The following is a 25,159-nucleotide window of genomic DNA, read 5'->3' on the forward strand; positions in this document are numbered from 1 at the left end:
GATAGGGTCAGGAATGTCAGCCCGACCCCGACCCCACACGGGAAAGAGGAACCATGAGACTTCCTCGTACGTCCGGCATCACGGCCTTCGCGCTGTCCGCACTGCTGGCCCTCACGATGTCGCTGATGACGGCCCCGTCGGCGCAGGCCGGGCAGACGGGCATCCGCGGCGCCGACCCCAGCGTGCTGCGCGTCGGCGGGACGTATATCTCGGTCCAGTCGAGCGGCGCCGGCATCAACGTCCGGCAGGCGTCCTCCACCGGCGGCCTGGCGTCGGCCGCGGCCCGGCAGGTGTGGTCGGACACGGGGAACCTGGGCGAGGTCTGGGCTCCGGAGATCGTGCGGGACGGGGGCCGCTACTACATCTACTTCTCGGCCGGCCGCGGGGCGGCGCACCGAATGTACGTGATCAGCTCCGCCACCCCGGACGGCGGGTACGGCGCGGCGACGAAGCTCGCCCTGCCCGACGACAAGTGGGCGATCGACGGCACCCTGTTCACCTTCAACGGCCAACGCTGGTTCGTCTGGTCGGGCTGGGCCGGCACCACCAACGTGGAGCAGAACCTCTACATCGCCCGGATGAGCGACCCGACCACCCCCACCGGCGGGCGGCACGTCATCTCCCAGCCGAGGGAGAGCTGGGAGCGCGTCGTCGGCAACCCCTTCATCAACGAGGGCCCCGAAGCGATCAAGGACCCGAACGGACAGCTGCACATCACGTACTCCGCCAACGGCAGCTGGAGCGATCAGTACTGCGTCGCGGAACTGCGGCTGAGGGCGGGCGGTGACCCGACCTACGTATGGGACTGGTACAAGTCCAACGGCTGCCTGTTCGGCTCCAACCGCGCGACGATGATGGCTGGTTGGGACCCCACCCTGTACGTGAACGGCCCCGGACACCACACCTTCGTACTGCTCGACGGTGACATCGCCACCAGCCCGCCGGCCGGGCCCACGTTCCCCCTGATGTACCACGGGGTCCCCAAGGGAACCCCGTACAGCTGGGAGAACCGCTCCTGGTACACCGGCTCCTTCTGCTGGTGGGGCAACACCACCTACAGCCGCGCCAACGTCCCCGGCGCGAACACCGATACGGGGTGGAGCCTGAAGTTCTTCGAGTGACACGGTGTCACTCCGGCTTTGCAACCGCGTCGAGATGTGCTGCGTCGAGGCAGGTGTCAGGCCACGGCCGTGACCGGCACCATGATCCCGCTCTCGCCGATACCGACGGCTGCCTCCTCGCGGATCAGCGCGTCGGCCGATCGCAAGGCCCGGCGGGCAACCTCCCCTAGGTGTCAACCGTCCTGTAGTGCATGAGAATCTCATTCCTCATCCACAACGCATACGGGATCGGAGGGACCATCACCACCACGTTCAACTTGGCCGGAGCCCTGGCCGATCGGCACGATGTGGAGATCATTTCCGTGCTACGGAGCCGGGAGCGGCCGAGCATGGCACTCGATCCGCGCGTGCGACTGCGCCACTTGGTGGATCTGCGGCACGAGAAGGACGACCCGCGGCACCTGATACCGGCGAGGATCTTTCCCTCGTCCGAGTACCGATACGGGGAGTACAGCGCGCTCACCGATGAGCGTATCGGCGAAGCGCTGGCGTCCCTCGACGCCGATGTCGTCGTGGGCACGCGCCCCGGTCTCAATGTCCACTTGGCGCTCCAGGCTCCCGCGCGGACGGTGCGCGTCGGCCAGGAACATCTGACGCTCGACCACCACCCCCCGCGGCTGCGTAAAGCGCTGCGCAGGGCGTATCCGCGCCTCGACGCGATCACCCCCGTCACAGAGGCCGACACCGCCGTCTACCGGCGCAAGATGCGACTGCCGGGCGTACGTCTGCAGGCACTGCCCAACAGCGTCCCCGCCCCTGCCCTCGCGCCGGCGGACGGCCGCGGGCGCATCGTGGTCGCCGCCGGCCGATTGGCGCGGATGAAGCGGTTCGACGTGCTGATCGAGGCGTTCGCCGCGGTCGCCGCGGCGTATCCCGACTGGACGTTGCGCATTTACGGCAGGGGCGAGGAGCGGGAGCGGCTGCGCGCGCTCATCGACCGGCTCGGGCTGTACAACAACGTCTTCCTCATGGGCGCGGTGACCCCGATGGAGGCCGAGTGGGTGAAGGGTTCGATCGGGGCCGTCACCTCCGACTACGAGCCTTTCGGCATGACCATCGTCGAGGCGATGCGCTGCGGGCTGCCGGTCGTGAGCACTGATTGTGCGTACGGTCCCGGCGAGATCATCACCGACGGCGAGGACGGCCGGCTGGTCCCCGTCGGCAACCGGGAGACGCTGTCCGGCGCCCTGCTGGAGATCGTCGGCGATGACGAGTTGCGCCGGCGCATGGCACACAACGCGCTGGAGAACGCCAGGCGTTACGACCCCACCCGCATCGTGGCTCAGGCCGAGCTGCTGTTCGAGGAGCTGCTGGCGGCCCGGAGGGACGGCAGAGCGGTGGCCGGGAGGGACCGCGCCCTGGTGAGCAGCGGGTACGCGGCCAGGGACACCATGCTCATCGCGGCGGGCAGTGTCGTGAGGGCCGCACGGAAGGCGCGACGATGAGCGGCACGGGCAGCGACGACGAGAAGTCGTACGGAGCGGTGACGGTGCGGGAGGACGGGCGTCTGCTCATACGCGTTCGCTCGCCCCTGCCCGCCTCGGCACGGCCGCACCTGCTGCTCCAACTGCGCCCGAAGAAGGGGAAGCCGGAAGAGATCAGCCGCAGCCTCGCGCTGGAGCCGGCGGGACAGGATCGGTGGCAGGCCGTACTGGAGGCGGCCCCGCCGCTGGAGGAGGGCCGCTGGGACGCGTACGTCGTGGGCGCGCCGGGGGAGGATCGCGTGCCGCTGCTGCCGGGCCTGCGCGATGTGCGCACCCTGGTGTCCGGCGGCGGGGACGACGTACGCATGCCGTTGGCGGTCCGGATCCCGTACGCCACGAAGGACGGCCGGCTGGCCGTACGGGCCTGGTGCCGCACCGCACACGCGGAGGCCGGCCGGATCGTCGTCGCGGGTGACTCGGTCACCGTGACGGCTCGGCTGTTCGGCGCCCGGCTGGGTGAAGGCGCGACGGTGTCGCTGAACCGGCGCGGACGGGGCGCTGCGGAGGCGCAGGTCCCGCTCCGGGCCGAGGGGGACGAGGACTTCTCGTTCACCGTCGACTACAAACCCCTCGTTGCGGCAGTCGGTGAGACGCCGGTGGTCTGGGACGTGTACGTCCGCCCGTTCACCGAGGCGCCGCGCGTCCGGGTCGCCCGCCTGCTGGACGACATCGCGGACCGCAAACAGGTCTTCGTCTACCCGTCCACCACGCTCGCCGGCGTGGCGGCACGCCCGTACTACACCCTGGACAACGACCTCTCCGTGCAGGTCACACCGCAGCACCCGCGCTGACCGCGCAGCGCCCCGGCGGCGCCATAACGACTGACGTCGCCGGGCCCGCACAGGGCGAAGCCGAGTACGAGAGGGTCACAGACCGGTGGCCGGCCAGATGACCGCGTCCGGGGCCGGGGCGGCCGGGCGGAATCGGCCCACGAGGAGGAGCAGGGCGAGGGCGGCAACGGCGTACGAGATGCCTATGACGGGCGACACGCATGCTGGAGCCGCCGGCCTCGGCCGTCCTGGTCGAAGCCTTCGTCAACACGGTCGACGTGGAAGAAGCGAGCGACGAGATCGCCACCCCCGCCGGACTGTCCGCCTGGCTCGTGGGCCGCGGCCTGTTCGACGAGCCGGCCGAGATCGCCGCGGACGTCCACGCGGACTACCTCGACCTTCGTGCGGGGCTCCGGGAGGAGCTGGGCACGCATGTGGGCGACACCCCCGACCCCGCGCTGCTCGCTGCTCGCTGCTCGCTGCTGCGGACCGGGTGCTCGCCGCGCATCCCGTACTGATCACGGCACGCGGCCCGCTCGCCACCGCCCCGGGACCGGCTCCGGAGCGCCGGCCCCTGACCGTGCTGGCGATCGCCTGGAACGAGCTGACCACCACCTGCGACGCGACCCGGCTCAAGCGCTGCGCGGAACACACCTGCGCATGGGCGTTCTGGGACGTCTCGAAGAACCGCAGCCGCCGCTGGTGCTCCATGAGGGTCTGCGGCAACCGCAACAAGTCCCGCACCTATGCCTCCCGGAAGCGGCAGACCGCCTGACAAGGGCGGCGGGCACGGCCTGGTCCGTCAGGAATCGAGAAGCACGGGCCACCAGGGCGTACCTAGCCTGCTCGACATGGACATCTCACGCACACGAAGTGCCGTGCCGGGGCCCACGCCCGTCGAGCCCCAACGCCTGACCGACGTGAAGCGGCTGCGCCGCATACGCGACCGTATCGACCGGGAGTACGCCGAGCCGCTGGACGTGGCGGCGCTCGCACGCGGGGCGAACATGCCCGCCGGCCTGCTCAGCCGGGCCTTCCGGGCCACCTACGGGCAGTCTCCGTACGCCTATCTGACCGCACGACGTATGGACCGTGCGACGCTGCTGCTGCGCGGCGATCTCGGCGTCGACGCCGTCTGCTCCGCGGTCGGCTGTGCGACGCCGGGGATCTTCGTCACCCGTTTCGCCGAGCTGGCGGGCCTGACGCCCGAGAGCTTCCGCGGCCTCGCGTCGGACGCGGCGGGGACCGGAATCGAGGGCATGCCGGCCTGCGTGGCGCAGCGGGTGGCGAGAGCGGTCAGGAATCAAGAAGCCCCGGCACCAGGACGGCCTCTAGCGTGATGTTCATGGAAACCAACACCGCCACCAAGGCCACGACCTCCCTCTCCTCCGTCACCCTCCAGGTGGCCGACATCGAGGCGGCCCGCCGCTTCTACAGCGCCTTCGGCGTGGACACGTACGTACGCCTGCGGGGCTCCGAGGAGGCGTACGGCACCGGATTCCGCGGCTTCACGCTGGCGCTGACCGTGTCCGGCCCCGCGACCGTCGACGGGTTCCTCGCCCGTGCGGTGGACGCCGGCGCGACCGCCCTGAAGCCGGCCGTCAAGTCGCTGTGGGGCTACGGCGGCGTCGTACAGGCCCCGGACGGGACGATCTGGAAGATCGCGACCTCGGCCAAGAAGGACACCGGTCCCGCCACCCGCGAGATCGACGAGGTCGTCCTGCTGATCGGCGTCCAGGACGTGAAGGCGACCAAGCAGTTCTACGCCGACCGGGGGCTCACCGTCGGCAAGAGCTTCGGCGGGAAGTACGCCGAGTTCGTTCCCGGCGACTTGGACACCGTCAAGCTCGCCCTGTACAAGCGCCGCGGCCTCGCCAAGGACCTCGGCGTCAACGACGACGACAGCCGCGCCCACCACATCGTCCTCGGCAGCACCGGCCACCCGTTCACCGACCCGGACGGTTTCGCCTGGGAGCCCACGGCCGCCACCGACGCCGACCCGTCCTGACCCGGCCCCGCTCCCCCGCCCCAGCCCTTTTCCGTACGAGAGGAACCCCAGTCATGGCATCCACGAAGTCCACCGAGAACTACAGCGGATTCAGCGCCGAGGAGCGGGCCGCGATGAAGGAGCACGCGAGCGAGGAGAAGAAGGCGGCCTCCCGGCGCGGCGCCTCCCGCGCGGAGAAGGAGGCCGCCGCGGAGCAGGACGTCCTCGCTAAGATCGCCGAGATGCAGGACGGCGACCGCGCCCTCGCCGAACGCATCCACAAGATCATCAAGGAAACCGCTCCCCAGCTCGCGCCCAAGCTCTGGTACGGCATGCCGGCGTACGCCAGGGACGGCAAGGTCGTCTGCCACTTCCAGAGCGCGGAGAAGTTCAAGTCGCGGTACGCCACGCTGGGCTTCAGCGACCAGGCGGCGCTCGACGACGGCGCGATGTGGCCGGCGGCCTACGCCCTGACGGGCATGACCGCGGCCGTCGAGGAGCGGATCACCGCCCTGATCAAGAAGGCCGCGGGCTGAACCGGGCCGGCCATCGGCCACAGCCCAGCACCGGACCGGCGCCGGGGCTAGGGCCTTTGCCGCGATGGGAGACTTGCCGCATGGACATGGGGCGGGAGTCGCGGTGGGAGAAGGATGCGATGACGGTGGAGATCGTGTTCGCCCTCGTCACCGCCTGCCTGCTGGCCGCCGCGGTGTTCGCCGTGGCCGCCGCCCTGGTCCTCGCTCTCGGCGTCTCCGGCCCGGCCCGGCACACCACGCTGACCTGCGGTGCGGCGCTCGGAGCAGCGGCAGGCGTGTGGCGCGTGGTGCGGGTGCTGCGCCGGTTCGACGCGCAGCGCCGTAAGGGACACTGACCGCGCACAGCCCCGAGGGTTACGCCTCCGCCTGCAGCCGCAGCCCGGTCAGTGTCAGCTCCAGTGCGGAGCGGAACTGGTCGACGTCGTCGTGGCCGTCGAACTCGTCGACGATCTCGTTCACGAAGGGGAAGTCCGCCGGGTCGAGCTCGCGCCAGGTGCGTGCGAAGCGGCCCAGGTACTCGTCGCGGTCCACGGTACCGGCGAGGATCTCCTGCGGCGGTTCCTGGCCCATGTCGACGGCGGAGCCGACGACGACGCCGACGATCGCGGACACGGCGTGGAACCGCTGGCGCGCGTCGAGCTTCAGGCGCAGCGTCTGCTGGCCGAGCTTCTCGTACAGGCGCAGCGAATTGCTCTGGACGTCGGTGTTGCGCATGAAGTACGCGCCGAGCCAGGGCCGCTCCACGACTGCGTCGAACAGGGTGACCGCCATCGCGCGGAGGTCGTCGATGGGGTCGTCGCCGGGCGGGAACTTCTCGATGTCGGCAAACACCGCGCCCATCACGTGGTCGGTGGCGCGGTCCAGCAGCTCGTCCTTGCTCGCGACGTACCAGTAGATGCTGGCGACACCACCGCCCAGCCGCTGGGCGAGTGCGCGGAACGTCAGCGCGGACGCGCCGGCCTCGTCGAGCAGGGCCACCGCCTCGGTGAGCACGGACTCCATCGAGTGCGAAGCCCGTCGGCGCCCTCCGTCGGTGCGGCTCCGCTGCTGTGCCATGGCCTCTTCCTCTCGCTCTTTGCATCTCATCGAACGCTGTTCTATCGTAGCGCATCGTACGGCGTTCGATAGCCGAACGATGTTCGATCGAAAGGACCGCGCCATGACCACCGCCCCGCCCCGAACCGGGCCTCGCGCCTATCCCTCCCTGCGAGCCGCCTGGATACCCCTGGCCGCCCTGTGCCTGGCCTTCTTCGTCGAGATGGTCGACAACACGCTGCTGTCGATCGCCCTGCCCACCATCGGCCGCGACCTCGGCAGCGGGACGACCGCGCTGCAGTGGGTCACGGGGGCGTACTCGCTGACGTTCGGTGGCCTTCTGCTCACCGCCGGGTCCATGGCGGACCGGCTCGGGCGCCGCCGGGTGCTGCTGATCGGGCTCGGCGTGTTCGGTGCGCTCAGCCTGTGCGTCGCCCTCGTCAGCACGGCGGGCGAGCTCATCGCCCTGCGGGCCGCGCTCGGCGTGGCCGCCGCGGCGATGGCGCCGATCACGAACTCGCTGGTCTTCCGCCTGTTCGACGACAAGGCGCTGCGGATGCGCGCGATGACCGTCATGATCATCGTCGGTATGTCCGGCTTCGTCCTGGGCCCGCTGCTGGGCGGTACGGCGCTGGCGCACGTGCGGTGGGAGTGGCTGCTGCTCGTCAACGCCCCGATCGCGCTGATCGCGTGCATCGGCGTCCGGCTCGGCGTACCGGCCGACCGGCCGGAGGACCTGACCAAGGACAGGCTCGACGTGCCGGGCGCCGTCCTGAGCGTCGCCGCCATCGGCCTCGCCTGCTACTCGCTGACCAGCGGTGTCGAGCACGGCTGGCTCTCCGGGATCACCCTGGCGTCGATCGTGGGCGCCCTCGCGGCCGGGTTCGCGTTCGTCCGGCACGAGCGGCGCACCGCGGCGCCCATGCTCGACCTGCGTGTCTTCTCCAACGGCACCGTCCGCGGCGCCACCCTCGCGCAGATCGGGACGTCCATCGCGATGGCCAGTGTGATGTTCGGCCTGATCCTGCACTTCCAGTACGCGTACGGGTGGAGCCCGGTACGGGCCGGTCTGGCCAACCTGCCGATCATCGTGACGATGCTGATGGCCACGCCCCTGTCCGAGTGGCTGGCCCGCCGGTTCGGTCACCGCATCGCCTGCCTGGTGGGCGCGGCCTGTCTGGCGGGGTCGCTGGCCGGCCTCTCCTGGGGCGTCGAGCACGGGTACGCGGTCATCGCGGCGTGCATGGTGCTCATGACCGTGGGCCTGCGCACCGTGATGACGATCTGCGCGGTCGCCCTGGTCGACGCGATGCCGAGCAACCGCACCTCGATCGCTGCCGCTCTGAACGACACCGCTCAGGAGGTCGGCACCAGCGTCGGCACCGCGGTGGTCGGCACGCTGATCGCCGCGCTGGTCACCACCCAGCTCCCCGCCGGCATCTGGAGCAGCGACCTCGTGTCGTCGTTCTTCCACGGCGAGCGGATCACCTACGCGCTGCTCGCCGTCGTCGTCGGGCTGATCGCGGCCGGCGGCGCGCTGAGCCTCACCGATTCCCACTCCGTGGAGGAACACCCCGTCGAGGAACCCGCCTGACTCGCGCCCCGGCAACGGGCCCGTCGGTCCCGGGCTCGGTCGCCGGGGGGCGCAGCAGGCGGAACGCGCTTTCAGGGAGCGGGAGTTCGCCCGGCCACGTCAACGGCCGGGCGAACCCTGATTCATCGGCGGCCGCCGAAGTCCCAGTCGTGGACCTCGATGTCCGCGTACCGGTCCGCCGTGAGCACAGCCCGTGCCGCGTCCGGGCTCGCGGCCCTGAGCAGGACGGCCGTGCCGAGCCAGCTCCCGCCGTCGTCGGAAAGCAGCGGCCCGTACGCGATCAACTCGTCCCGGTCGGCCGGCAGACCGAGGTCGGCGGCGGGGCCTTCGCCGAGGCCGAGCACGAGGTAGCGGTTGCCGTCCTGCGGGTCTCCGGGGTATTCCCACATGGTGCGGCCCAGCACGTTGCGCCAACGGCGCACCAGCACGTCCCGATAGGCGCCGGCCTGGTAGTTGGGCTCGTCGAAGGCGAACGCGCGGACGGCGGCCGCATCGGGAAGGCCGACGATGTGCACGCTTCCGGTGGGCGTCTCACCGTCGGCGGCGAAGGTCGGCCCCCGGGCGATCAGCTCCTGCTCGTACCGGTCCATGTAGGACCAGTGCTGCTCCAGCAGCTCTTCGCGCAGGCCGCGGGAGCCCGGCCGGTCCCGGTGGTAGCAGAAGTACTCCATGGGCACAGAGCCTTCCTCGTCGACGGCGCGCGCTCAACCGGTTTTGGGCCGCGGTGCCGACGGCAGGGCGTCCGAGGAGACCGGCAGTGCTACTGAGGTCTGACGACCGGGTTGGCTCCACGGTATGACGTCGTCGGCCCGCCCACGCCCCTACCCTCCGGTCACCGCACCGATCCCGAGGAGAGGCTCCCCCATGACGCTCACGCCCAACGTCACCGCCACACACTCTCGCCCGCTGCCGCAGCGGGCGGCGCTGCTCGTGGCGCACGCACTGCTGGCCCTGCCCGTCACCGTCGTCGCGCTGCTGCTGGCCGTGTCCGGCAACGCGTCCACCGCCGGCCGCCTGCAGCGGCGCCTGGCGTCACTCGGCGGACCGACCGCTTCCCCGGCGGACACGGCGCCGGACCGCTTCCGGACCGTGGCCGGCCAGGCCCTCCGCGGCCTCCCGGCGAATGCCCTCGCCTTTGCACTGGCCGCCCCTTCCGTGGTCCTTCTCATCACCCGAGGCGTGCTCTACCCGCTGGCGACGGCGGGCGAAGACGTCTCGAACGCCTGGGGCGGCCCCACCGCGGCAGGAGCCTGGGCAGCCCACTTCGCGATCGCCGTGGGCATGGTGACGGTGGTCGCCGCGCTCCTCGTGGCCGTCCGGCGGCCGCACCGTTGGCAGCCGACGAGAGCAGCGTCTCAGCCCGCACCAACCGCACCGGCCACCACTCCGGTCAGCGCGGCAGCCGACTCCGGCGTCAGCCGGTAGAAGCCCTGCAGGCTGATCGAGTTCTCAAGGCGGCCGTCCACCACGTACTTCAGCACGCGCGTCCGGCCTCGACGGTTCTGCCAGGTCAGCTGCGCGAGCAGGTCGCCGGGGACCGGCACGTCGAAGCGTACGGGCGTCGCGGCCACGTGCACCGGCTCGGCCCCGCAGCCGTCGGCGCCGAGCATCGACCAGTCGTCGTGGCCCGGATGGGCGGGGTCCTCCCAGGTGGCGGGAGGTGTGCCGCAGCAGGCACCTCGCTCCCGGTCGACCACGCGCAGTTGGCTCACCACGTACACCTGACGCTGGTTGACGTGCAATGCGTACACCGTGTCCCCGGTGCTCGCGCCCGCCCACCTGGGCAAGGAGGAATGCGCACCGCTGAAGGCGACCGGCGGCCGTTCGCCCGCCCGGCCCGCCTTGCGCAGCGCACGGCACACGTCATGGGTCCACAGGACCGTGAAGGCATCAGACATGGCGTGATCGTACAAACGGTCACTGACACCGGTGGTGAGACCGTGCCGGAGCGGCCGTGTCCGCGCCGACGGTGAACCCCTCACCGGCGGCGGGCACGCCGACCCCGTGCCAGCTGAACGGAATTCCGCGCGCCGTCTCCAGGTCGGGCCCGTCCATCAGCTGGAAGTGCACATGGGGTTCGGTCGAGTTGCCCGAGTTGCCGCAGAGGCCGAGGAGTTGGCCGGTCTCGACCTCGTCGCCCGGCCGGACGCGCAGGGAGCCCCGCTGGACGTGCCCGTACAGGGCGTACGTCCCGTCGCCCAGATCGAGGACGATGTGGTTGCCCACGATGCGACGGCTTCCGCCCACGATTCGGCAGGCCCCCTCGATGAGCCAGAAGTACAGGACTCCGGCCAGCGAGCTGCGGCTCAGGTGGTCGCGCTGGCCGTCCTCCGCGTGGATGACGGTCCCGCCGGCGACCGCGTACAGGGGCGCGCCGAAGGCGGGATAGTCCCGGTTGCGCCGGGCGACGGGCCAGAACCAGACAGGGGCTGGACGGGTCGGCCCCGACTCCGGTTCGGCCACGATGTCGATGGCGTACGTCTGGGCCAGGCTGTGCGTCCCGTGGCTCGGCACCTTGTCGGCGGGGCTGTTGACCGCGGACCAGCGGCCGGTGACCGGGGGTACCACGGCGACGGGGGCCGGGGGCCGGGTCTCGATCCGCTGACGGGCGGAGCGTGCGCCGACCAGGCCGATCACCATCGCACCGAGCGCCGGGAGCCAGCTCAGCCAGTAGTTGTACGGGAGTTTCACGAAGAACCCGACGGCGACCTGGGCGAAGAAGACCACCCACAGCGCGTACTGGGCCTTGACGGCGATCTTCCTTCGGTCCATGGACATGTTCTCCCCCTTGCGGAAGGCGGTCAGGTCACGGGGCGCGCGGCGGTGAGCACCACGAGGAGCGGCACGACTCGCCCCGCCGGGATCTCGAAGCGGCCGCGCTGCGGGGAGTGCAGCCAGCCCGCGCCCGTCAGTTGGCGCAGGTGGTGGTAGATCTGGCCGGTGGTCCCGACGTCGTCGAGCGCGGCCAGTTCGGCCGCGGTGCGCAGGCCGTCCAGGATCGCGCGCAGCAGCGTGAGGCGTACGGGGTTGCCGAGCGCGGCGAACGACGCGGCCGCCTCGGACCAGTTGTCGTCGAACAGCGTCTCGGTCAGCAGGCCGTACTGCCATTCGTAATGGTGCCCGGTCGGTACGCGCACCGCTCCGGTGAACAGCACGCCGCCGTCCGCCTCTTGTGTCACCGGATGCCGCGCCTTCAGTGCGTCGAGCGCCCAGAAGTCACCCTCGGCCACGGGTGGCGCGGGCGGGGCCGCCTCCAGCTCCGCCATGCGTCGCTCGAGTGCGGCGACGCGCTCTTCCAAGTCCATGGGACGAGATTACGTAATTACGGAAATACGCGCAACCATGGGTTCACCGCCGCACCCGCAGAGGGCCGCCGGCGCGCCGGGGAGGGCGGGTCCCGGCCGCAGGTCGCACGCTGTGCGAGTTGCCGCATGCGGACCGTTACCCGCACCATGGGACTGTCGTCCGGGCCGGCTCGTCCGGCCTCACCGCCATGACGGGATGGGTGCGGCGTATGGCCAGGTACTTCGAGAACGGCGCCGGGGAACTCGTGGCCGACGCGTTGTCCGGCTTCGCCCGTGCGCATGCGGATCTCGTGCGCTACGACTCGGCGGACGGTTTCGTCACCGCCCGGCACACCGCGTCCGCGCGCCGGGTGGGGCTGTTGTCCGGGGGCGGATCCGGGCACGAGCCACTGCACGCCGGGTATGTCGGTGCGGGCATGCTGGATGGCGCCTGTCCCGGCAGGATCTTCGCCTCGCCGCACAACCGGCAGATCTTCCGGGCCTCGCGCGCGGTGGCGCGGCCCGAGGGCGTGCTGCACGTCGTCAAGAACTACACCGGTGACCGGATCAACTTCGGTATCGCGGCCGAGCGCCTCGCGGACGCGGGGATCGCCTGTGCGCGGGTCCTCGTCGACGACGACCTCGCCACCGACTCGGAGGACATCGCCGCCGGGCGCCGCGGTACCGGCGCCACGGTGCTGCTGGAGAAGGTGCTGGGCGCCGCCGCGGACACCGGTATGGGGCTCGGAGAGCTGGTGGAGCTCGGAACGGTCCTGGCGGGCCGGTGCCGTACGCTCGCCGTCGCCTCGGCCGCCCATCACGCACCGGCCACGGGTGAGCCCGCGTTCGTGCTGCCGCCCGGTGAGCTGGAGTACGGCGTCGGGATCCATGGCGAGCGCGCCGCCCGGACCCGGGAACAGGCGACGGTGGGCGAGCTCGTGGAGGAGATGACGGGCTCCCTGCTGGACGCGCTGCGGCCCGGGGCCGAGGACTCCGTCGTGGCTCTCGTCAATGGGCTCGGTTCGGTCACCTCGCTCGAGCTGTACGGCGTCTTCGGCGAGCTGGGCCGGGTGCTCGATGCCCGGGGGTTGCGGCTCGCGCGGCATTTGGTGGGTGCCTACGTCACGGCACTGGACATGCGGGGGTTCTCCCTCACGCTCATGGTCGCCGACCGGGCCACCCTGGATTTCTACGACGCACCGGTGCACACCCCGGCACTGCGATGGTGACCGGTCCGCTCCGCGCGACGGACGTACGAGGAGGGCCCATGACCAGCAGCGCACTCGACGGCGCACGGACCCGCGACTGGGCGGGGCGCTTCGCGGAGTCGGTGTACGCCACCGAGGCGGAGCTGACCGCGCTCGACCAGCAGGCGGGGGACGGCGACTTCGGCGCCAATCTCGCGGCCGGAGTCCGGGCCGCCGGTCTGCTGCTCGACCGGGTGGAGGCGCCGGCCGGTCCGGCGGAGTACCTCGGCGCCATGGCCACCGCCTTCCTCGACGAGGTCGGCGGGACCAGCGGCCCGCTGTTCGGCCTGCTGTTCCAGGCGATGGGGCGGGCCGCCGGGCCGGGACCGGAGCTGACGACGGACGCGCTCGGCGAAGGTGCCGCCGAGGGCCTGGCCGCGATCCGCCGGGTGGGTGACGCCTCGCCCGGTGACAAGACGCTGGTCGACGCACTGGCGCCGGCGGCCGACGCGCTCAAGGCGGCCGGGGAGGCACCGCCCGCCGATGCCCTCGCCGCGGCTGCGGAAAAGGCGTGGCGGGGCGTGCGCGAGACGGCGTCCCAGGCGGCGCGCATGGGGCGGGCCAGCTACCTGGGCGAGCGCGCGACCGGCGTCCCGGACCCGGGTGCCGTGGGCGTCGCGCTGTTCTTCTCCTCCGCCGTCGGTACGGTCCGGTCGCTGGCACCCCACCTCGCCGGCGACTGACCGCGGGTCCGGGGCCGCCGTTACGCACCGAGGCGGCTCCGGGCCCAGCTGAGCAGGTCGGGGTCGGCGAGGGTGGTGACCCACAGGTCGGCCTGTTCCGCGTCCGGGCCCGCGGGGCGTACCCCGATGCCGATGACGCGGAGGCCGGCCCGACGGGCGGACTCCATCCCGGTCAGCGAGTCCTCCACGGCCAGGGCGTCCTCGGGCGGTACGCCGCAGAGGCGGGCGGCCGCTCTGTACACGTCCGGGGCCGGTTTTGGCCGTACCTCCCCGTCCGGGACCACGACGTGTTCGAAGCAGCTGAGGAGTCCGGCGCGGTCGAGGCACGATTCGACCGTGGCCCGGGGGCAGTTGCTCGCCACCGCGAGCGGCCGGTGGCGGGCGGCCAGCCGGACCAGTGCGGCGGCGCCCGGCATGGTGACCGGGTCCTCCTCGACCAGGGTGGTGAAGGTGCTGAGCAGCGCGCCGGCGAGTTCGTCGACGAGGTCCGGTTTCCCGGTCTCCTGCGCCATCAGGGCCCCGCACTCGGTGTAGTGGACGCCCTTCGCGCGGTCGGCGAACCCGGCGGGCGGCGTGAGCCCGAAGAGCCGGAAGGTGATGTTGCGGGCCTCCTGCCAGTGCCTTTCCGTATCCATCAGGGTGCCGTCGCAGTCGAAGACGATGGCCAACGGGGACCAGGAAAGGATTCGATGAGCTGTCATGTAACCGCCATTCTCGGAGGCTGCGTCGGCCGGTTGGTCACCAGGGCGCAGACACGTGCCAGGAGGCACACAGAAGGAAGGGAGGTATCGGACGCGGGCGTTGCTCCGTGGCCACTGCGGCCAGGCCGGTATCGCTGAGTGCACCGCGCGGACTCGGACCCTCAGGATCAGGCCGTCCGAAACATCATGGTCATTACGTTAATTCGACCTCTTCAATTTCCGCAATCACCAATTCGAGTGCATCGAAAAGCCCGAGAAGACACCGGCCCGGGCGATGGATAATAAGATCTTCGCGCGATGCGACAACACCTTCCGCCGATGAGCGGAATGGATTTTCACGTCGCAGCGCCCGCACGTATGAGCGAAGGTGGAACAGGTGCAGGACAGAGCGCGCGTAACCCGCAAAGTGCTGCTGGAATCGGCAGCACACCTATTTGTCGAACGGGGATATGCGGGAACGAGCGTCAATGACATAAGCGACCACTCGGGAAAGACCAGCGGGGCCATCTATTTCCATTACTCCAGCAAGGAGAAGCTCGCACTGGCCGTCGTCCGCGAGCAGTTCGCCACCTGGCCGCAGCTCGCCGCCGTGTACGCCGCACCCGGCGTCCCGCCGCTGGAGAAGCTGGTCGTGCTCAGCTTCCGCGTCGCCCAGTCCCTCAGCGAGGACGTCCTGGCGCGCGCCGGCGCACGGCTGTGGGCGGAGCGACGCGCCATCGAGGCGCCCGTACCCACTCCGTTCGGCGCCTGGGCGCTGGCCTGCGCCCGGCTCCTCGCCCAGGCCCGGACGCGGGGCGAACTCGCGGAGGGCGTCGAGCCGTCGGCGACGGCCGTGGCGCTGGTGTGCGGGTTCTTCGGGCACTGCACGCTGACCGACGAGATGCCGGGCAGGAGGGGCTGGACGGAGCGGCTGGAGCAGTGGTGGCGACTGGTCCTCGCATCCCTTCAGGCGGAACCCGATCCCGCGGGGCTGCTCGCCCGGGCGCGGGCACGGATCCCCGCACAGACCGACGCGTCGAGCGCCGACGCCCTCTCCCGGCAGGCAGCGGCTGAACGCAGGCCCGCCGTTGGCCACGGGATGACCAAGGGCCGGTGATGCGCATCACACGCTTCCGCCTCTTGACGGCCTCCTCCCAAACCGGTTTGGTTGTCCTCGTTCGAGCAGTCAAACCGGTTTGAAGACGCTTCGTCTTCGGGCCGCCGGCAAGGAAGTCCAGGCACATGGCACGCAAGCCCACCATCGCGGATGTCGCCCGGCGGGCCGGTGTTTCCCGTGCCACGGTCTCCTTCGCTCTGAACGACCGGCCCGGCGTCGCCGAGGAGACGAAACTGCGCATCCTCGCGGCGAGCCGGGAGCTCGGCTGGACCCCCAGCCGTCAGGCCCGGGCCCTCTCGCTCGGCAAGGCCGGTGCCTTCGGGCTCGTCCTGGCCCGCGACACGGAGCAGGTCGGGGCCGACCCGTTCTTCCCGGCGTTCATCGCCGGGGTCGAGGCGGTGATCGGGCAGCGCGGCGACGGACTGATGATCCACATCACCGCCCCGGACAACGAGCAGGGCGTCTACCGGCGTCTCGCCTCGGAGCAGCAGGTGGACGGGGTCCTCCTGACCGACCTGCGCCGCGACGATCCGCGTCCCGCGCTGCTGCGGGAGCTCGGTCTGCCGGCCGTCGTGGTCGGCCAGCCCGAGTGGGGCGACGGCCTGACCGCGGTGAGCCTGGACGACGAGCCGGCCTACACGGCGGCCGTCCGGCACCTCGCGGAGCTGGGTCACCGGCGCATCGCCCACGTCGAGGGGCCGCAGGAACTGCTGCACGCCCACCGGCGCCGGACCGCGTGGGAGCAGACCCTGCGCGCGCTCGGTCTGCCCGAAGGGCCCGTGCTGCCCGGCGGGTTCACGCCCGAGGGCGGCGCCCTGGCCACCAGGCAGCTGCTGGCCTCGGCCGAGCCGCCGACCGCGATTGTCTACGGCAACGACCTCGCCGCCATGGCCGGGCTCTCGGTCGCCCAGGAGCTGGGTGTCCGCGTCCCCGACCAGTTGTCGCTGGTCGGCTACGACGACGCTCCCCTGACGCGGTACAGCTTCCCGCCGCTCGCCTCCGCCCGTGCCGATGCCCGGGGCTGGGGCGAGGCGGCGGCCCGCGCCCTCGACGCGGTCATCGCCGAGGGCGCCGCCGACCATGTGCGGCTGCAGCCGGCGCGGTTCGTGCCCCGCGCGTCGATGGGGCCCGCGCCCCGCCGGTGACGTAACGGGGGCAATCGACCGGTCGTGCTCGCGCCGACCGGGAATTCCGTGCGGCGACGAGGCCGCGCGTGAACAGTTCGGAGATCAATCATTCTGAGGAGAACGGCGTACGCGCTGCTCGTGCTCGCTCTCGCGGGCACCGCGACGGCCTGCGGCCGGTCGGCTCCCGATCCGGCCGCCGCCGCCACGGCGCGCGGCCCGATCACGGTCTGGCTTTCCAACAACGCGCAGGAGGTGCAGTGGGGCAGGGCGATGGTCGCCGCGTGGAACAAGGCCCATCCCGACCAGCACGTCACCGCGCAGCAGATCCCGGCGGGCAAGACCTCCGAGGAGGCCATCAGCGCCTCGATCATCGCGGGGACGACGGCCTGTCTCGCCTTCAACACCTCGCCGGCGGCGGTGCCGACGTTCCAGAAGCAGAACGGCCTCGTCTCCCTCAGTGACTTCCCGGACGGCGAGAAGTACATCGCCGGGCGCGGCGGCTCCCTCACCGACCAGTACCGCTCCTCCGACGGCGCGTTCTACCAGCTGCCGTGGAAGAGCAACCCGGTCATGATCCTCTACAACAAGAAGCTGTTCGCGAAGGCCGGTCTCGATCCCGAGCACCCGAAGCTCGCCACGTACGAGGACTTCCTCGCGACCTCCCGCACGCTCGTGCGCAGCGGGGCCGCGAAGGCGGCGATCTGGCCCTCGCCGAGCAGTGACTTCTTCCAGCCCTGGTACGACTTCTACCCGGCGTTCGCCGCGCAGAGCGGCGGCAAGCAGCTGATCGAGGACGGCAGGCCGCAGTTCGACTCGGCGGCGGGCCGGCAGGTCGCGGCGTTCTGGCGCACGCTGTACGCGGAGAAGCTGGCGCCCCAGGAGCAGTACCCGGGCGACTCGCTCAACGACGGCAAGGCCGCCATGGCGACCGTGGGCCCGTGGGCCGTGGCCGCGTACAAGGACAGTGTCGACATCGGTGTGGCTCCGGTGCCGACCGCCGACGGCGGGAGCGGCAAGCACTCCTTCAGCGACGAGAAGTCCGCGGCGATGTTCAGCTCCTGCGAGAACCGGGCCACCGCCTGGGACGTGCTGAAGTTCGCGACCTCCGCCGCGCAGGACGGGAAGTTCCTGGAGGCGACCGGGCAGATGCCGATGCGTGAGGACCTGACGTCGAAGTACCCCGGCTACTTCGCGAAGAACCCGACGTACAAGGCCTTCGCCGACCAGGCGGAGCGCGTCGTCGAGGTGCCGAATGTGCCGGGCTCCATCGACATCTGGCAGGCCTTCCGCGACGAGTGGACGAAGTCGGTGGTGTTCGGCCGCGAGTCCACGGACGCGGGGCTGCGCAACGCGTCGTCCGAGATCACCCGCCTGCTGAACGAGTACGGGGACCCGTCATGAGCGTGAACCTGGACGCGGTGCCCGGCGCCGTACGCCCGAGCGGCCCCGCCCCGCGCGGCAGGGCGCGACGTGGTCTGTCGCGGGCCGGCGCGCTGTTCGTGTCGCCGTACGTGCTGTTCATCGTGGTGGTCTTCGCGGTACCGCTGGTCTACACGGTGTGGATCTCCTTCCACCGCTTCTACTTCACCGCGCCGGGCACGGACATCGACTCGCCGTGGGTGGGGCTGTCGAACTACCGGGACGTGTTCACGGACCCGGTCGTCGGGCAGGCCTTCCTCAACATCCTGATCTTCCTCGTCATCAACGTGCCGTTGACGGTGGGCCTCTCGCTGGTCCTGGCGGCGGCGCTGAACTCGAAGATCCGGGGGCGTGGCTTCTTCCGTGCCGCGTTCTACGTGCCGTACGTGACGGCGAGCGTGGCGCTGGTCGCGGTGTGGCAGTTCCTCTTCGGGTCGGACGGGTTCGTCAACCACCTGCTGGGCTCGCACGCCCCGGACCCGTCGTGGCTGGTCAATTCGCACCTCGCAATGCCGATGATCGCCGTGTTCGTGACCTGGAAGCAGCTCGGCTTCTTCGTGATGCTGTACCTGGCGTCGCTGCAGAACGTCGGCAAGGAGCTGTACGAGGCGTCCGCGATGGACGGCGCGGGGAAGGTGCGGCAGTTCTTCTCGGTGACGGTGCCGGGCGTACGGCCGGCGACGACGCTCGTCGTGATCTACGCGATCATCACCGGCGCCAACCTGTTCAGCGAGCCGTACCTGCTGACCGGCGGCGGTGGCCCCGACCACTCGTCGACCTCGCCCGTCCTGCTGATGTACCAGAAGGGCATCGAGCAGGGCCATCCCGACTTCGCGGCCGCCCTGGGCGTCGTTCTCGTCGCCTTCGTGATGGTCGTGTCGATCGCCGCCCGCAAGCTGACCGAGAGGGGCGACTGACATGAGCGCCGCCACACCGAGGCCCAACCGCCGCTTCTCCGCGGGCAGCGCCGTCCGTTACGTGCTGCTGTCGCTCGGCGCCGTCGCCTTCCTGTTCCCCTTCTACTACATGATCGTCGGCTCGCTGCGCGGGCAGACTGTCGGTGACCTGTCCGCGGCGGTCCCCTCGGGGCTGACCGGTGACAACTACGCGGCGGTCAACAGCGCCATCTCGCTGGGCCGGTCCCTGCTCAACTCGGGGATCATGACCATCGGGGTACTGGTCTGCACGCTCGTGTTCGGGGTGCTCGCCGGGTACGCGCTGGCGCAGCTGCGGTTCCGGGGCAAGGGGGCGGTCTTCGCGGCGCTCCTGCTCGTACAGATGATCCCGTTCCAGCTGCTCACGCTGCCGCTGTACGTGCTCGTCGTCCGTGACTACGGGCTCGGCGACAACTACCTGGGCATGATCCTGCCGTTCGCTATCAACTCGACGGCCGTGTTCCTGTTCCGCCAGTTCTTCGCGCAGATGCCGCAGTCCCTCTTCGAGGCGGCCCGCATCGACGGCGCGAGCGAGCTGCGCATCCTGTGGAGGATCGCGCTGCCGATGGCCCGGCCGGCCGTGCTGACTGCGCTCCTGCTGACGTTCATCGGGCCGTGGAACGAGTTCCTGTGGCCGTTCCTCGTCACCAAGAACGCCGACATGCAGCCGCTGGCCGTGTCGCTCGCGAGCTTCCTCTCCAACCTTCAGGGCACGGTGGCCAACCCGGCCGGTGCCCTGCTGGCCGGCGCGTGTGTGCTGGCCTTCCCCGCGGTGGTCCTGTTCCTCCTGTTCCAGCGCCACTTCACCTCTACCGACATCGATTCCGGAGTAAAGGGCTAACGCCATGAGCAACACCACCACCGCCACCCGCATCCCGTACCGCATGGTCCGCAAGGGTGTGGTCATGTCCCCCCTGGCCGGTGAGGCGAACGAGGTCGAGGGCGTCCTGAACCCCGCCTCCGGCCGCACCCCGGACGGCACGCTGCACCTGCTGCCGCGCCTGGTCTCCGAGGGCAACGTCTCCCGTGTCGGCCTCGCCGAGGTGACCTTCGACGAGGCGGGCGTGCCGAACGGCGTCGAGCGCCGCGGCACCGTCCTCTCCCCCGACGAGGGCTGGGAGCGCGGCAAGAACAACGCCGGTGTCGAGGATCCGCGCGTCACCTGGGTCCCGTCGCTCGGCAAGCACGTCATGAGCTACGTGGCCTACGGCCCGCTCGGGCCGAAGCCGGCGCTCGCCGTGTCGGAGAACCTCACCGACTGGACGCGTCTCGGCCCGATCCAGTTCGCCTACCAGCAGGACCTGGACACCGACCTCAACCTCTTCCCGAACAAGGACGTCGTCCACTTCCCCGAGCCGGTCCCGGGCCCGGACGGCGAGATGGCGTACGCGATGCTGCACCGCCCGATGTGGGACCTGGGCTGGTTCCGCCCGGGCGAGGGTGTGCACCTGCCGGCGGGTGTCACCGACGAGCGCCCCGGTATCTGGATCAGCTATGTGCCGGCCGCCGAGGTGGACGCCGACATCACCGCCCTGACCCGGCCGCGTAGCCACAAGCTGCTGGCCCTGTCGGAGTACCCGTGGGAGTCCCTGAAGATCGGCGGCGGCCCGGCCCCGATCCGGGTGCCCGAGGGCTGGCTGCTCATCCACCACGGCGTGTCCGGCTCCATCGAGGACCCGTGGGCGCAGAACCAGGACGTGTCGTACGCGGCCGGTGCGATGATCCTCGACCCGGCCGACCCGTCCCGTGTCATCGCGCGCTCCGACCAGCCCCTGATGGCGCCCGAGACCGAGGAGGAGCGCTCGGGGACCGTCCCGAACGTCGTCTTCCCGACGGCCGTCGAGGAGATCGGCGGCGAGCTGTACGTGTTCTACGGCATGGCGGACGCGCACATCGGCGTGGCCCTTCTGGAGCGCACGGCATGACGGACGGCGCCCTCGGCATCGGCCTGGCCGGCTGCGGCGGCTTCGCGGAGTTCGTCCTGGACGCCGTGGCCGGCCTGCCCGGTCTGCGGCTCGCGGCGGTCGCCGACCCGTCGCGGGAGCGGGCCCGGCTGCTCGGTGAGCGGCACGGTGTTCCGGCACTGGGTTCGCTGGGCGACCTCCTTGAGCGGGACGACGTGGCGGCCGTGCTGATAGCCACACCGCCCGCGACCCATGCCGCGATGGCCACGGCCGCGCTGCGCGCGGGGCGCCACGTCTTCTGCGAGAAGCCTCTCGCCACCACGACCGAGGACGCCTCGGCGGTCGTCCACGAGGCGCGGCTCGCCGGGCGCGCCCTGGTCGTGGACCATGTGCTGCGCTACAACCCGCTGCTGCGGGCCGTGGAGCGGCTGGCCGGGCGGGGGCTGCTCGCGCCGCCGCGCCGGTTCCTGTTCGAGAACGACGCGTCCGACGAGGATTTGGGGGCCGGTCACTGGTTCTGGGACCCCGCGCACAGCGGCGGCATCTTCGTCGAGCACGGCGTCCACTTCTTCGACGCCGCCCGCGCGCTGCTCGGGACCGACCCGGTCAGTGTGCGGGCCACCGCGGTCAGCCGTCCCGGCGGCCCGGTCGACATGGTCAGCGCCGATGTGGTGCACCCCGGGGGCGTGCTCGCCTCGCACCTGCACTCCTTCACCCATGCCCATCGCGCCGAGCGGCAGCTGATGCGCCTGGACCACGGGTTCGCGGAGACTCGGATCACCGGGTGGATCCCCGTGCACGCGCGGATCACGGCGTGGGTGGACGAGGACGGTGCCCGTGCCTGGGAGGAGCTTCCCCGGCTGCGGGACGAGTTGCTGGCCGTCGAGGGGTTCCGGCTCGGCGGCGGCGAGCGGATCACCGTCCACGTCGACCGCCACGCCGGGTCCACCGCGCCGGCCCGGGGCCGGGGCGAGGAGCGGACCGTGCCGCACCGCGTCACCGCCGTCCTCGACCTCGGCGGCGAGGCGCGCAAGCCGTACGTGTACGCGCAGAGCGTGCGCGCGGCGATGGCCGACCTGGTGCGGTCGGCCCGGGAGGGCACGGCCCCGGTGGCCGGCCCGGTCAGCGGGTTCGCCGCGGTCGCGGTCGCCGAGGCGGCCACGGTCGCCGCCGCGAGGGGCGCCGAGCAGAGCGTCCTGTCCCCCGGCCACGCCCTGTCCGTCACCGGCCCCGCCCGGTCCGAAGGAGCGTCCGCGTGAACTGGTGGCAGGACATGGTGTGTTACGAGGTCCATCCGCGGGCCTTCGCCGACTCGGACGGGGACGGGACCGGAGACCTGGCGGGCCTGACGGCGCGCCTGGAACACATCAGGGACCTGGGCGCGGACGCCGTGTGGTGCACGCCGTTCTACCCGTCCCCGCTGGCCGACGGCGGCTACGACATCTCCGACTACACCGGGGTGGCCCCGGACCTGGGGACCGACGCGGACGCCGGCCGGCTGACGGCCCGCGCCCACGAGCTGGGCCTCAAGCTGATCGTCGACCTCGTCCCGAACCACACGTCGGACCGCCACCCGTGGTTCCTGGACGCCCTCGCGGCCGGGCCCGGATCGGTGGAGCGGGAGATGTACCTGTTCCGGGCCGGCCGGGGCGCGGCGGGCGAACTGCCGCCCAACGACTGGCAGTCGGCGTTCGGCGGCCCCGCCTGGACGCGGGTCGCGGACGGTGAGTGGTACTGCCATCTGCACGCCCCCGAACAGCCCGACCTGAACTGGCGCGACCCGAAGGTGCGCGACGCCTTCACGGATGTCCTCCGGTACTGGCTCGACCGGGGTGTGGACGGCTTCCGGGTGGACGTGGCACACGCCCTGTTCAAGGCGGAGGGTCTGCCGGACGCGGGGCCCGGGCAGCACACCGACCCGCTGCGCAACCACCTGATGCCGTATTACGACCAGGAGGAGCTGCACCCGCTCTACCGCGAGTGGCGGGGACTGCTCGACACCCATCCGGCGCCGCCGGGCGCGGTGGCACCGCACGACCGGGTGATGGTCGCGGAGTCGGCCGTCTTCGCCCCGGAGCGGCTGGCCCGCTACATCCGGCCCGACGAGATGCACCAGGCCTTCAACTTCGCGTTCCTGGAGGCTGCCTGGGAACCCGCGGAGCTGCGCCGCGTCATCGACGACTCGTTCGGTGTGCCGGGCGCGGCCGTGACGTGGCTGCTGTCCAGCCATGACGCGGTCCGTCCCGTCACCCGGTACGGCTCCCCGGCACGGGCCCGTGCCGCCGCGCTGCTGATGCTGGCGCTGCCGGGGTCCGCGTACCTCTACCAGGGCGAGGAGCTGGGCCTGCCCCAGGCCGAGGTGCCCGTCGACCGCATCCGCGACCCGCTGTGGGAGCGTTCCGGCCGCACCGAGCGCGGGCGCGACGGGGCGAGGGTGCCGCTGCCGTGGTCCGGTGCGCGGGCGCCGTACGGCTTCACCACGGCGGACGCCGGGGTCACCTGGCTGCCGCAGCCCGGGGACTGGGCCGGTCTCACCGTCGCCGCCCAGGAGGCGGACCCCGGGTCCACGCTCGCCCTGTACCGGGCGGCGCTGCGGCTGCGCCGCGCCCATCCGGCACCGGACCCGGCGGCCCCGCCCGTCTGGCTCTCGGAGCCGGGCGCGTCCGTACTGGCCTTCCGGCGCGGGGAGTTGACGTGTGCCGTCAATCTGGGCGCCGAGCCCGTACGTACGCCCGGCCGGCCGCTGCTCAGCAGCGGACCGCTCGACGGGGACGCGCTGCCGCCCGACACGGCCGTGTGGTTCCTCGCCCCGCCTTCCTCCCGATCCGCCCAAGGAGACACCGATGACGACGCCCGCGACTGACCCGACGCCCCGGACCGACCTGTCCGGGCTCGTCAAGGCGTACGACGTGCGCGGTGTGGTGCCGGACCAGTGGGACGAGTCGACGGCGGAGCTGTTCGGTGCCGCGTTCGTGCGGGTCAGCGGGGCGGCGGCGATCGTGACGGGCCACGACATGCGGCCCTCCTCCCCCGGGCTGGCCCGGGCCTTCGCCCGTGGCGCCACCGCGCAGGGGGCCGATGTCACGGCAATCGGCCTGTGCTCGACGGACCAGCTGTACTACGCGTCCGGCTCGCTCGGGCTCGCCGGTGCGATGTTCACCGCCTCGCACAACCCGGCCCGGTACAACGGCATCAAGCTGTGCCGGGCCGGTGCGGAGCCGGTGGGCCAGGACACCGGGCTCGCCGAGATCCGGGCACTCGTCGAGCGGTGGACGGACGAGGGCGCGCCGGAGCCTGCCGCCCGCGCGGGCACCGTCACCGGGCAGGACACCCTGGCCGGGTACGCCGCGTATCTCCGCTCCCTGGTGGACCTGTCGTCGATCCGTCCGCTGAAGGTGGTGGTGGACGCGGGCAACGGCATGGGCGGCCACACGGTCCCGACGGTGCTCGCGGGGTTGCCGCTGACGGTGGTGCCGATGTACTTCGAGCTCGACGGTACGTTCCCCAACCACGAGGCCAACCCGCTGGATCCGGCGAACATCGTCGACCTCCAGGCCCGGGTGCGCGCCGAGGGCGCCGATCTCGGGCTCGCCTTCGACGGCGACGCGGACCGCTGCTTCGTCGTCGGCGAGAACGGCGACCCGGTCTCGCCGTCGGCCATCACGGCGCTGGTCGCCTCGCGCGAGCTGGCGCTCCACCCCGGCGCCGCCGTCATCCACAACCTCATCACCTCCCGCGCGGTGCCGGAGGTGATCCGTGAGGCGGGCGGCACCCCGGTCCGCACGCGGGTCGGCCACTCCTTCATCAAGGCGGAAATGGCCCGTACCGGGGCGGTGTTCGGCGGCGAGCACTCCGCGCACTACTACTTCCGCGACTTCTGGAACGCGGACACCGGCATGCTGGCCGCCCTGCACGTCCTCGCCGCCCTCGGCACCCAGGGCGGTCCGCTGTCCGCGCTGACCCGTCGCTTCGAGCGGTACGCCGCGTCGGGCGAGATCAACTCCACGGTCACCGACCAGGCCGCCCGCACGGCCGCCGTACGCGCGGCGTGGGAGTCCCGCCCCGACGCCGCGGCCGATACCCTGGACGGCCTCACAGTCAGCGGCACGGACTGGTGGTTCAACCTCCGCCCGTCCAACACGGAACCGCTGCTGCGGCTCAACGTGGAGGCGCGCACCGAGAAGCTGATGCGCCAGGTCCGCGACGAGGTGCTGGCGACGGTACGCGCAGCCTGAC

General features: G+C 71.5%; 27 protein-coding genes and 1 pseudogene. 21 read left to right on the forward strand and 7 right to left on the reverse strand.

Features of this window, described 5'->3' with window-relative positions:
* Positions 1-53: 53 nt before the first annotated feature.
* From OG242_RS00830 to OG242_RS00840, 3 genes are all read left to right on the forward strand, one after another.
* Positions 54-1,121: a glycoside hydrolase family 43 protein gene (locus tag OG242_RS00830; RefSeq protein WP_405896264.1), complete on the forward strand. Its 1,068-nt coding sequence runs from the start codon at positions 54-56 to the stop codon at positions 1,119-1,121.
* A 191-nt stretch (positions 1,122-1,312) separates the two neighbouring features.
* Complete coding sequence (locus OG242_RS00835) at positions 1,313-2,566, forward strand: glycosyltransferase family 4 protein (protein WP_405896265.1); 1,254 nt, start codon at positions 1,313-1,315, stop codon at positions 2,564-2,566.
* Positions 2,563-3,396: a hypothetical protein gene (locus OG242_RS00840; RefSeq protein WP_405896266.1), complete on the forward strand. Its 834-nt coding sequence runs from the start codon at positions 2,563-2,565 to the stop codon at positions 3,394-3,396. The genes OG242_RS00835 and OG242_RS00840 overlap by 4 nt, the downstream gene beginning before the upstream one ends.
* A gap of 75 nt (positions 3,397-3,471) precedes the next feature.
* Here OG242_RS00840 and OG242_RS00845 read toward each other — a convergent pair whose 3' ends face one another.
* The gene (locus tag OG242_RS00845) at positions 3,472-3,594 is read right to left on the reverse strand and encodes a hypothetical protein (RefSeq protein ID WP_405896267.1); all 123 of its coding nucleotides are present in this window, start codon (positions 3,592-3,594) and stop codon (positions 3,472-3,474) included.
* 2 nt (positions 3,595-3,596) lie between these two features.
* Here OG242_RS00845 and OG242_RS00850 point away from each other — a divergent pair.
* From OG242_RS00850 to OG242_RS00870, 5 genes and pseudogenes are all read left to right on the forward strand, one after another.
* Positions 3,597-4,150: pseudogene (locus OG242_RS00850) on the forward strand (CGNR zinc finger domain-containing protein).
* A gap of 76 nt (positions 4,151-4,226) precedes the next feature.
* Positions 4,227-4,715, forward strand: coding sequence for a helix-turn-helix transcriptional regulator (locus OG242_RS00855; RefSeq protein WP_405896268.1), 489 nt, complete (start codon positions 4,227-4,229; stop codon positions 4,713-4,715).
* On the forward strand, positions 4,715-5,383 hold the full coding sequence (locus tag OG242_RS00860; protein WP_405901473.1) for a glyoxalase: 669 nt from the start codon (positions 4,715-4,717) through the stop codon (positions 5,381-5,383). Before OG242_RS00855 ends, OG242_RS00860 begins: the two co-directional genes overlap by 1 nt.
* Before the next feature lie 53 nt (positions 5,384-5,436).
* Entirely contained in the window at positions 5,437-5,898 is a 462-nt protein-coding gene (locus OG242_RS00865; RefSeq protein ID WP_405896269.1) for an iron chaperone, read from the forward strand.
* Between the two features lie 80 nt (positions 5,899-5,978).
* Positions 5,979-6,233, forward strand: coding sequence for a DUF6332 family protein (locus tag OG242_RS00870; protein ID WP_405896270.1), 255 nt, complete (start codon positions 5,979-5,981; stop codon positions 6,231-6,233).
* Between the two features lie 19 nt (positions 6,234-6,252).
* Here the strand turns inward: OG242_RS00870 and OG242_RS00875 are convergent, their stop codons facing one another.
* The gene (locus OG242_RS00875) at positions 6,253-6,900 is read right to left on the reverse strand and encodes a TetR/AcrR family transcriptional regulator (RefSeq protein ID WP_405901474.1); all 648 of its coding nucleotides are present in this window, start codon (positions 6,898-6,900) and stop codon (positions 6,253-6,255) included.
* 157 nt (positions 6,901-7,057) lie between these two features.
* Here OG242_RS00875 and OG242_RS00880 point away from each other — a divergent pair, with 157 nt between their 5' ends.
* Positions 7,058-8,527: an MFS transporter gene (locus OG242_RS00880; RefSeq protein ID WP_405896271.1), complete on the forward strand. Its 1,470-nt coding sequence runs from the start codon at positions 7,058-7,060 to the stop codon at positions 8,525-8,527.
* 122 nt (positions 8,528-8,649) lie between these two features.
* Here OG242_RS00880 and OG242_RS00885 read toward each other — a convergent pair whose 3' ends face one another.
* Positions 8,650-9,198, reverse strand: a complete 549-nt coding sequence (locus OG242_RS00885) for a YciI family protein (RefSeq protein ID WP_405901475.1) — start codon at positions 9,196-9,198, stop codon at positions 8,650-8,652.
* A gap of 193 nt (positions 9,199-9,391) precedes the next feature.
* Here OG242_RS00885 and OG242_RS00890 point away from each other — a divergent pair, with 193 nt between their 5' ends.
* Positions 9,392-9,952, forward strand: coding sequence for a hypothetical protein (locus OG242_RS00890; RefSeq protein WP_405896272.1), 561 nt, complete (start codon positions 9,392-9,394; stop codon positions 9,950-9,952).
* Here the strand turns inward: OG242_RS00890 and OG242_RS00895 are convergent.
* Genes OG242_RS00895 through OG242_RS00905 form a run of 3 tightly spaced genes read right to left on the reverse strand, consistent with a single transcriptional unit; the run spans position 9,883 to position 11,832 of the window.
* Positions 9,883-10,425, reverse strand: a complete 543-nt coding sequence (locus OG242_RS00895) for a hypothetical protein (RefSeq protein ID WP_405896273.1) — start codon at positions 10,423-10,425, stop codon at positions 9,883-9,885. The genes OG242_RS00890 and OG242_RS00895 overlap by 70 nt on opposite strands.
* 19 nt (positions 10,426-10,444) lie before the next feature.
* Positions 10,445-11,299 carry a M23 family metallopeptidase gene (locus tag OG242_RS00900; RefSeq protein WP_405896274.1) on the reverse strand — a complete coding sequence of 285 codons (855 nt, stop codon included), beginning with the start codon at positions 11,297-11,299 and terminating at the stop codon, positions 10,445-10,447.
* Between the two features lie 29 nt (positions 11,300-11,328).
* Positions 11,329-11,832: an ArsR/SmtB family transcription factor gene (locus OG242_RS00905; protein ID WP_405896275.1), complete on the reverse strand. Its 504-nt coding sequence runs from the start codon at positions 11,830-11,832 to the stop codon at positions 11,329-11,331.
* A gap of 209 nt (positions 11,833-12,041) precedes the next feature.
* Between OG242_RS00905 and OG242_RS00910 the strand changes: the two genes are divergently transcribed.
* Positions 12,042-13,040 (forward strand): dihydroxyacetone kinase subunit DhaK, encoded by a 999-nt coding sequence (locus OG242_RS00910; RefSeq protein ID WP_405896276.1) that lies wholly within the window; start codon positions 12,042-12,044, stop codon positions 13,038-13,040.
* A 38-nt stretch (positions 13,041-13,078) separates the two neighbouring features.
* A complete protein-coding gene (gene dhaL / locus OG242_RS00915; RefSeq protein WP_405896277.1) occupies positions 13,079-13,741 on the forward strand; it encodes a dihydroxyacetone kinase subunit DhaL in 663 nt (220 codons plus the stop codon).
* Positions 13,742-13,761: 20 nt separating this feature from the next.
* Here the strand turns inward: dhaL and OG242_RS00920 are convergent, their stop codons facing one another.
* Positions 13,762-14,442 (reverse strand): HAD family hydrolase, encoded by a 681-nt coding sequence (locus OG242_RS00920; protein WP_405896278.1) that lies wholly within the window; start codon positions 14,440-14,442, stop codon positions 13,762-13,764.
* A 376-nt stretch (positions 14,443-14,818) separates the two neighbouring features.
* Between OG242_RS00920 and OG242_RS00925 the strand changes: the two genes are divergently transcribed.
* From OG242_RS00925 to OG242_RS00965, 9 genes are all read left to right on the forward strand, one after another.
* Complete coding sequence (locus OG242_RS00925) at positions 14,819-15,538, forward strand: ScbR family autoregulator-binding transcription factor (RefSeq protein ID WP_405896279.1); 720 nt, start codon at positions 14,819-14,821, stop codon at positions 15,536-15,538.
* A 125-nt stretch (positions 15,539-15,663) separates the two neighbouring features.
* Positions 15,664-16,683: a LacI family DNA-binding transcriptional regulator gene (locus OG242_RS00930; protein ID WP_405896280.1), complete on the forward strand. Its 1,020-nt coding sequence runs from the start codon at positions 15,664-15,666 to the stop codon at positions 16,681-16,683.
* A gap of 90 nt (positions 16,684-16,773) precedes the next feature.
* Positions 16,774-18,066 carry an extracellular solute-binding protein gene (locus tag OG242_RS00935; RefSeq protein ID WP_405901476.1) on the forward strand — a complete coding sequence of 431 codons (1,293 nt, stop codon included), beginning with the start codon at positions 16,774-16,776 and terminating at the stop codon, positions 18,064-18,066.
* Positions 18,063-19,001: a carbohydrate ABC transporter permease gene (locus OG242_RS00940; protein WP_405896281.1), complete on the forward strand. Its 939-nt coding sequence runs from the start codon at positions 18,063-18,065 to the stop codon at positions 18,999-19,001. Before OG242_RS00935 ends, OG242_RS00940 begins: the two co-directional genes overlap by 4 nt.
* 1 nt (position 19,002) lies before the next feature.
* Positions 19,003-19,860, forward strand: coding sequence for a carbohydrate ABC transporter permease (locus tag OG242_RS00945; RefSeq protein ID WP_405896282.1), 858 nt, complete (start codon positions 19,003-19,005; stop codon positions 19,858-19,860).
* Between the two features lie 4 nt (positions 19,861-19,864).
* The gene (locus tag OG242_RS00950; protein WP_405896283.1) at positions 19,865-20,944 is read left to right on the forward strand and encodes a glycosidase; all 1,080 of its coding nucleotides are present in this window, start codon (positions 19,865-19,867) and stop codon (positions 20,942-20,944) included.
* Positions 20,941-22,182 (forward strand): Gfo/Idh/MocA family protein, encoded by a 1,242-nt coding sequence (locus OG242_RS00955; RefSeq protein ID WP_405896284.1) that lies wholly within the window; start codon positions 20,941-20,943, stop codon positions 22,180-22,182. Before OG242_RS00950 ends, OG242_RS00955 begins: the two co-directional genes overlap by 4 nt.
* A complete protein-coding gene (locus OG242_RS00960) occupies positions 22,179-23,786 on the forward strand; it encodes a glycoside hydrolase family 13 protein (protein WP_405896285.1) in 1,608 nt (535 codons plus the stop codon). Before OG242_RS00955 ends, OG242_RS00960 begins: the two co-directional genes overlap by 4 nt.
* Positions 23,767-25,158, forward strand: a complete 1,392-nt coding sequence (locus OG242_RS00965) for a phosphomannomutase/phosphoglucomutase (protein WP_405896286.1) — start codon at positions 23,767-23,769, stop codon at positions 25,156-25,158. The genes OG242_RS00960 and OG242_RS00965 overlap by 20 nt, the downstream gene beginning before the upstream one ends.
* The last annotated feature ends 1 nt before the right edge of the window (position 25,159 follow it).

The organism is Streptomyces sp. NBC_00727 (assembly GCF_045161745.1).
Classification (GTDB): Bacteria; Actinomycetota; Actinomycetes; order Streptomycetales; family Streptomycetaceae; genus Streptomyces.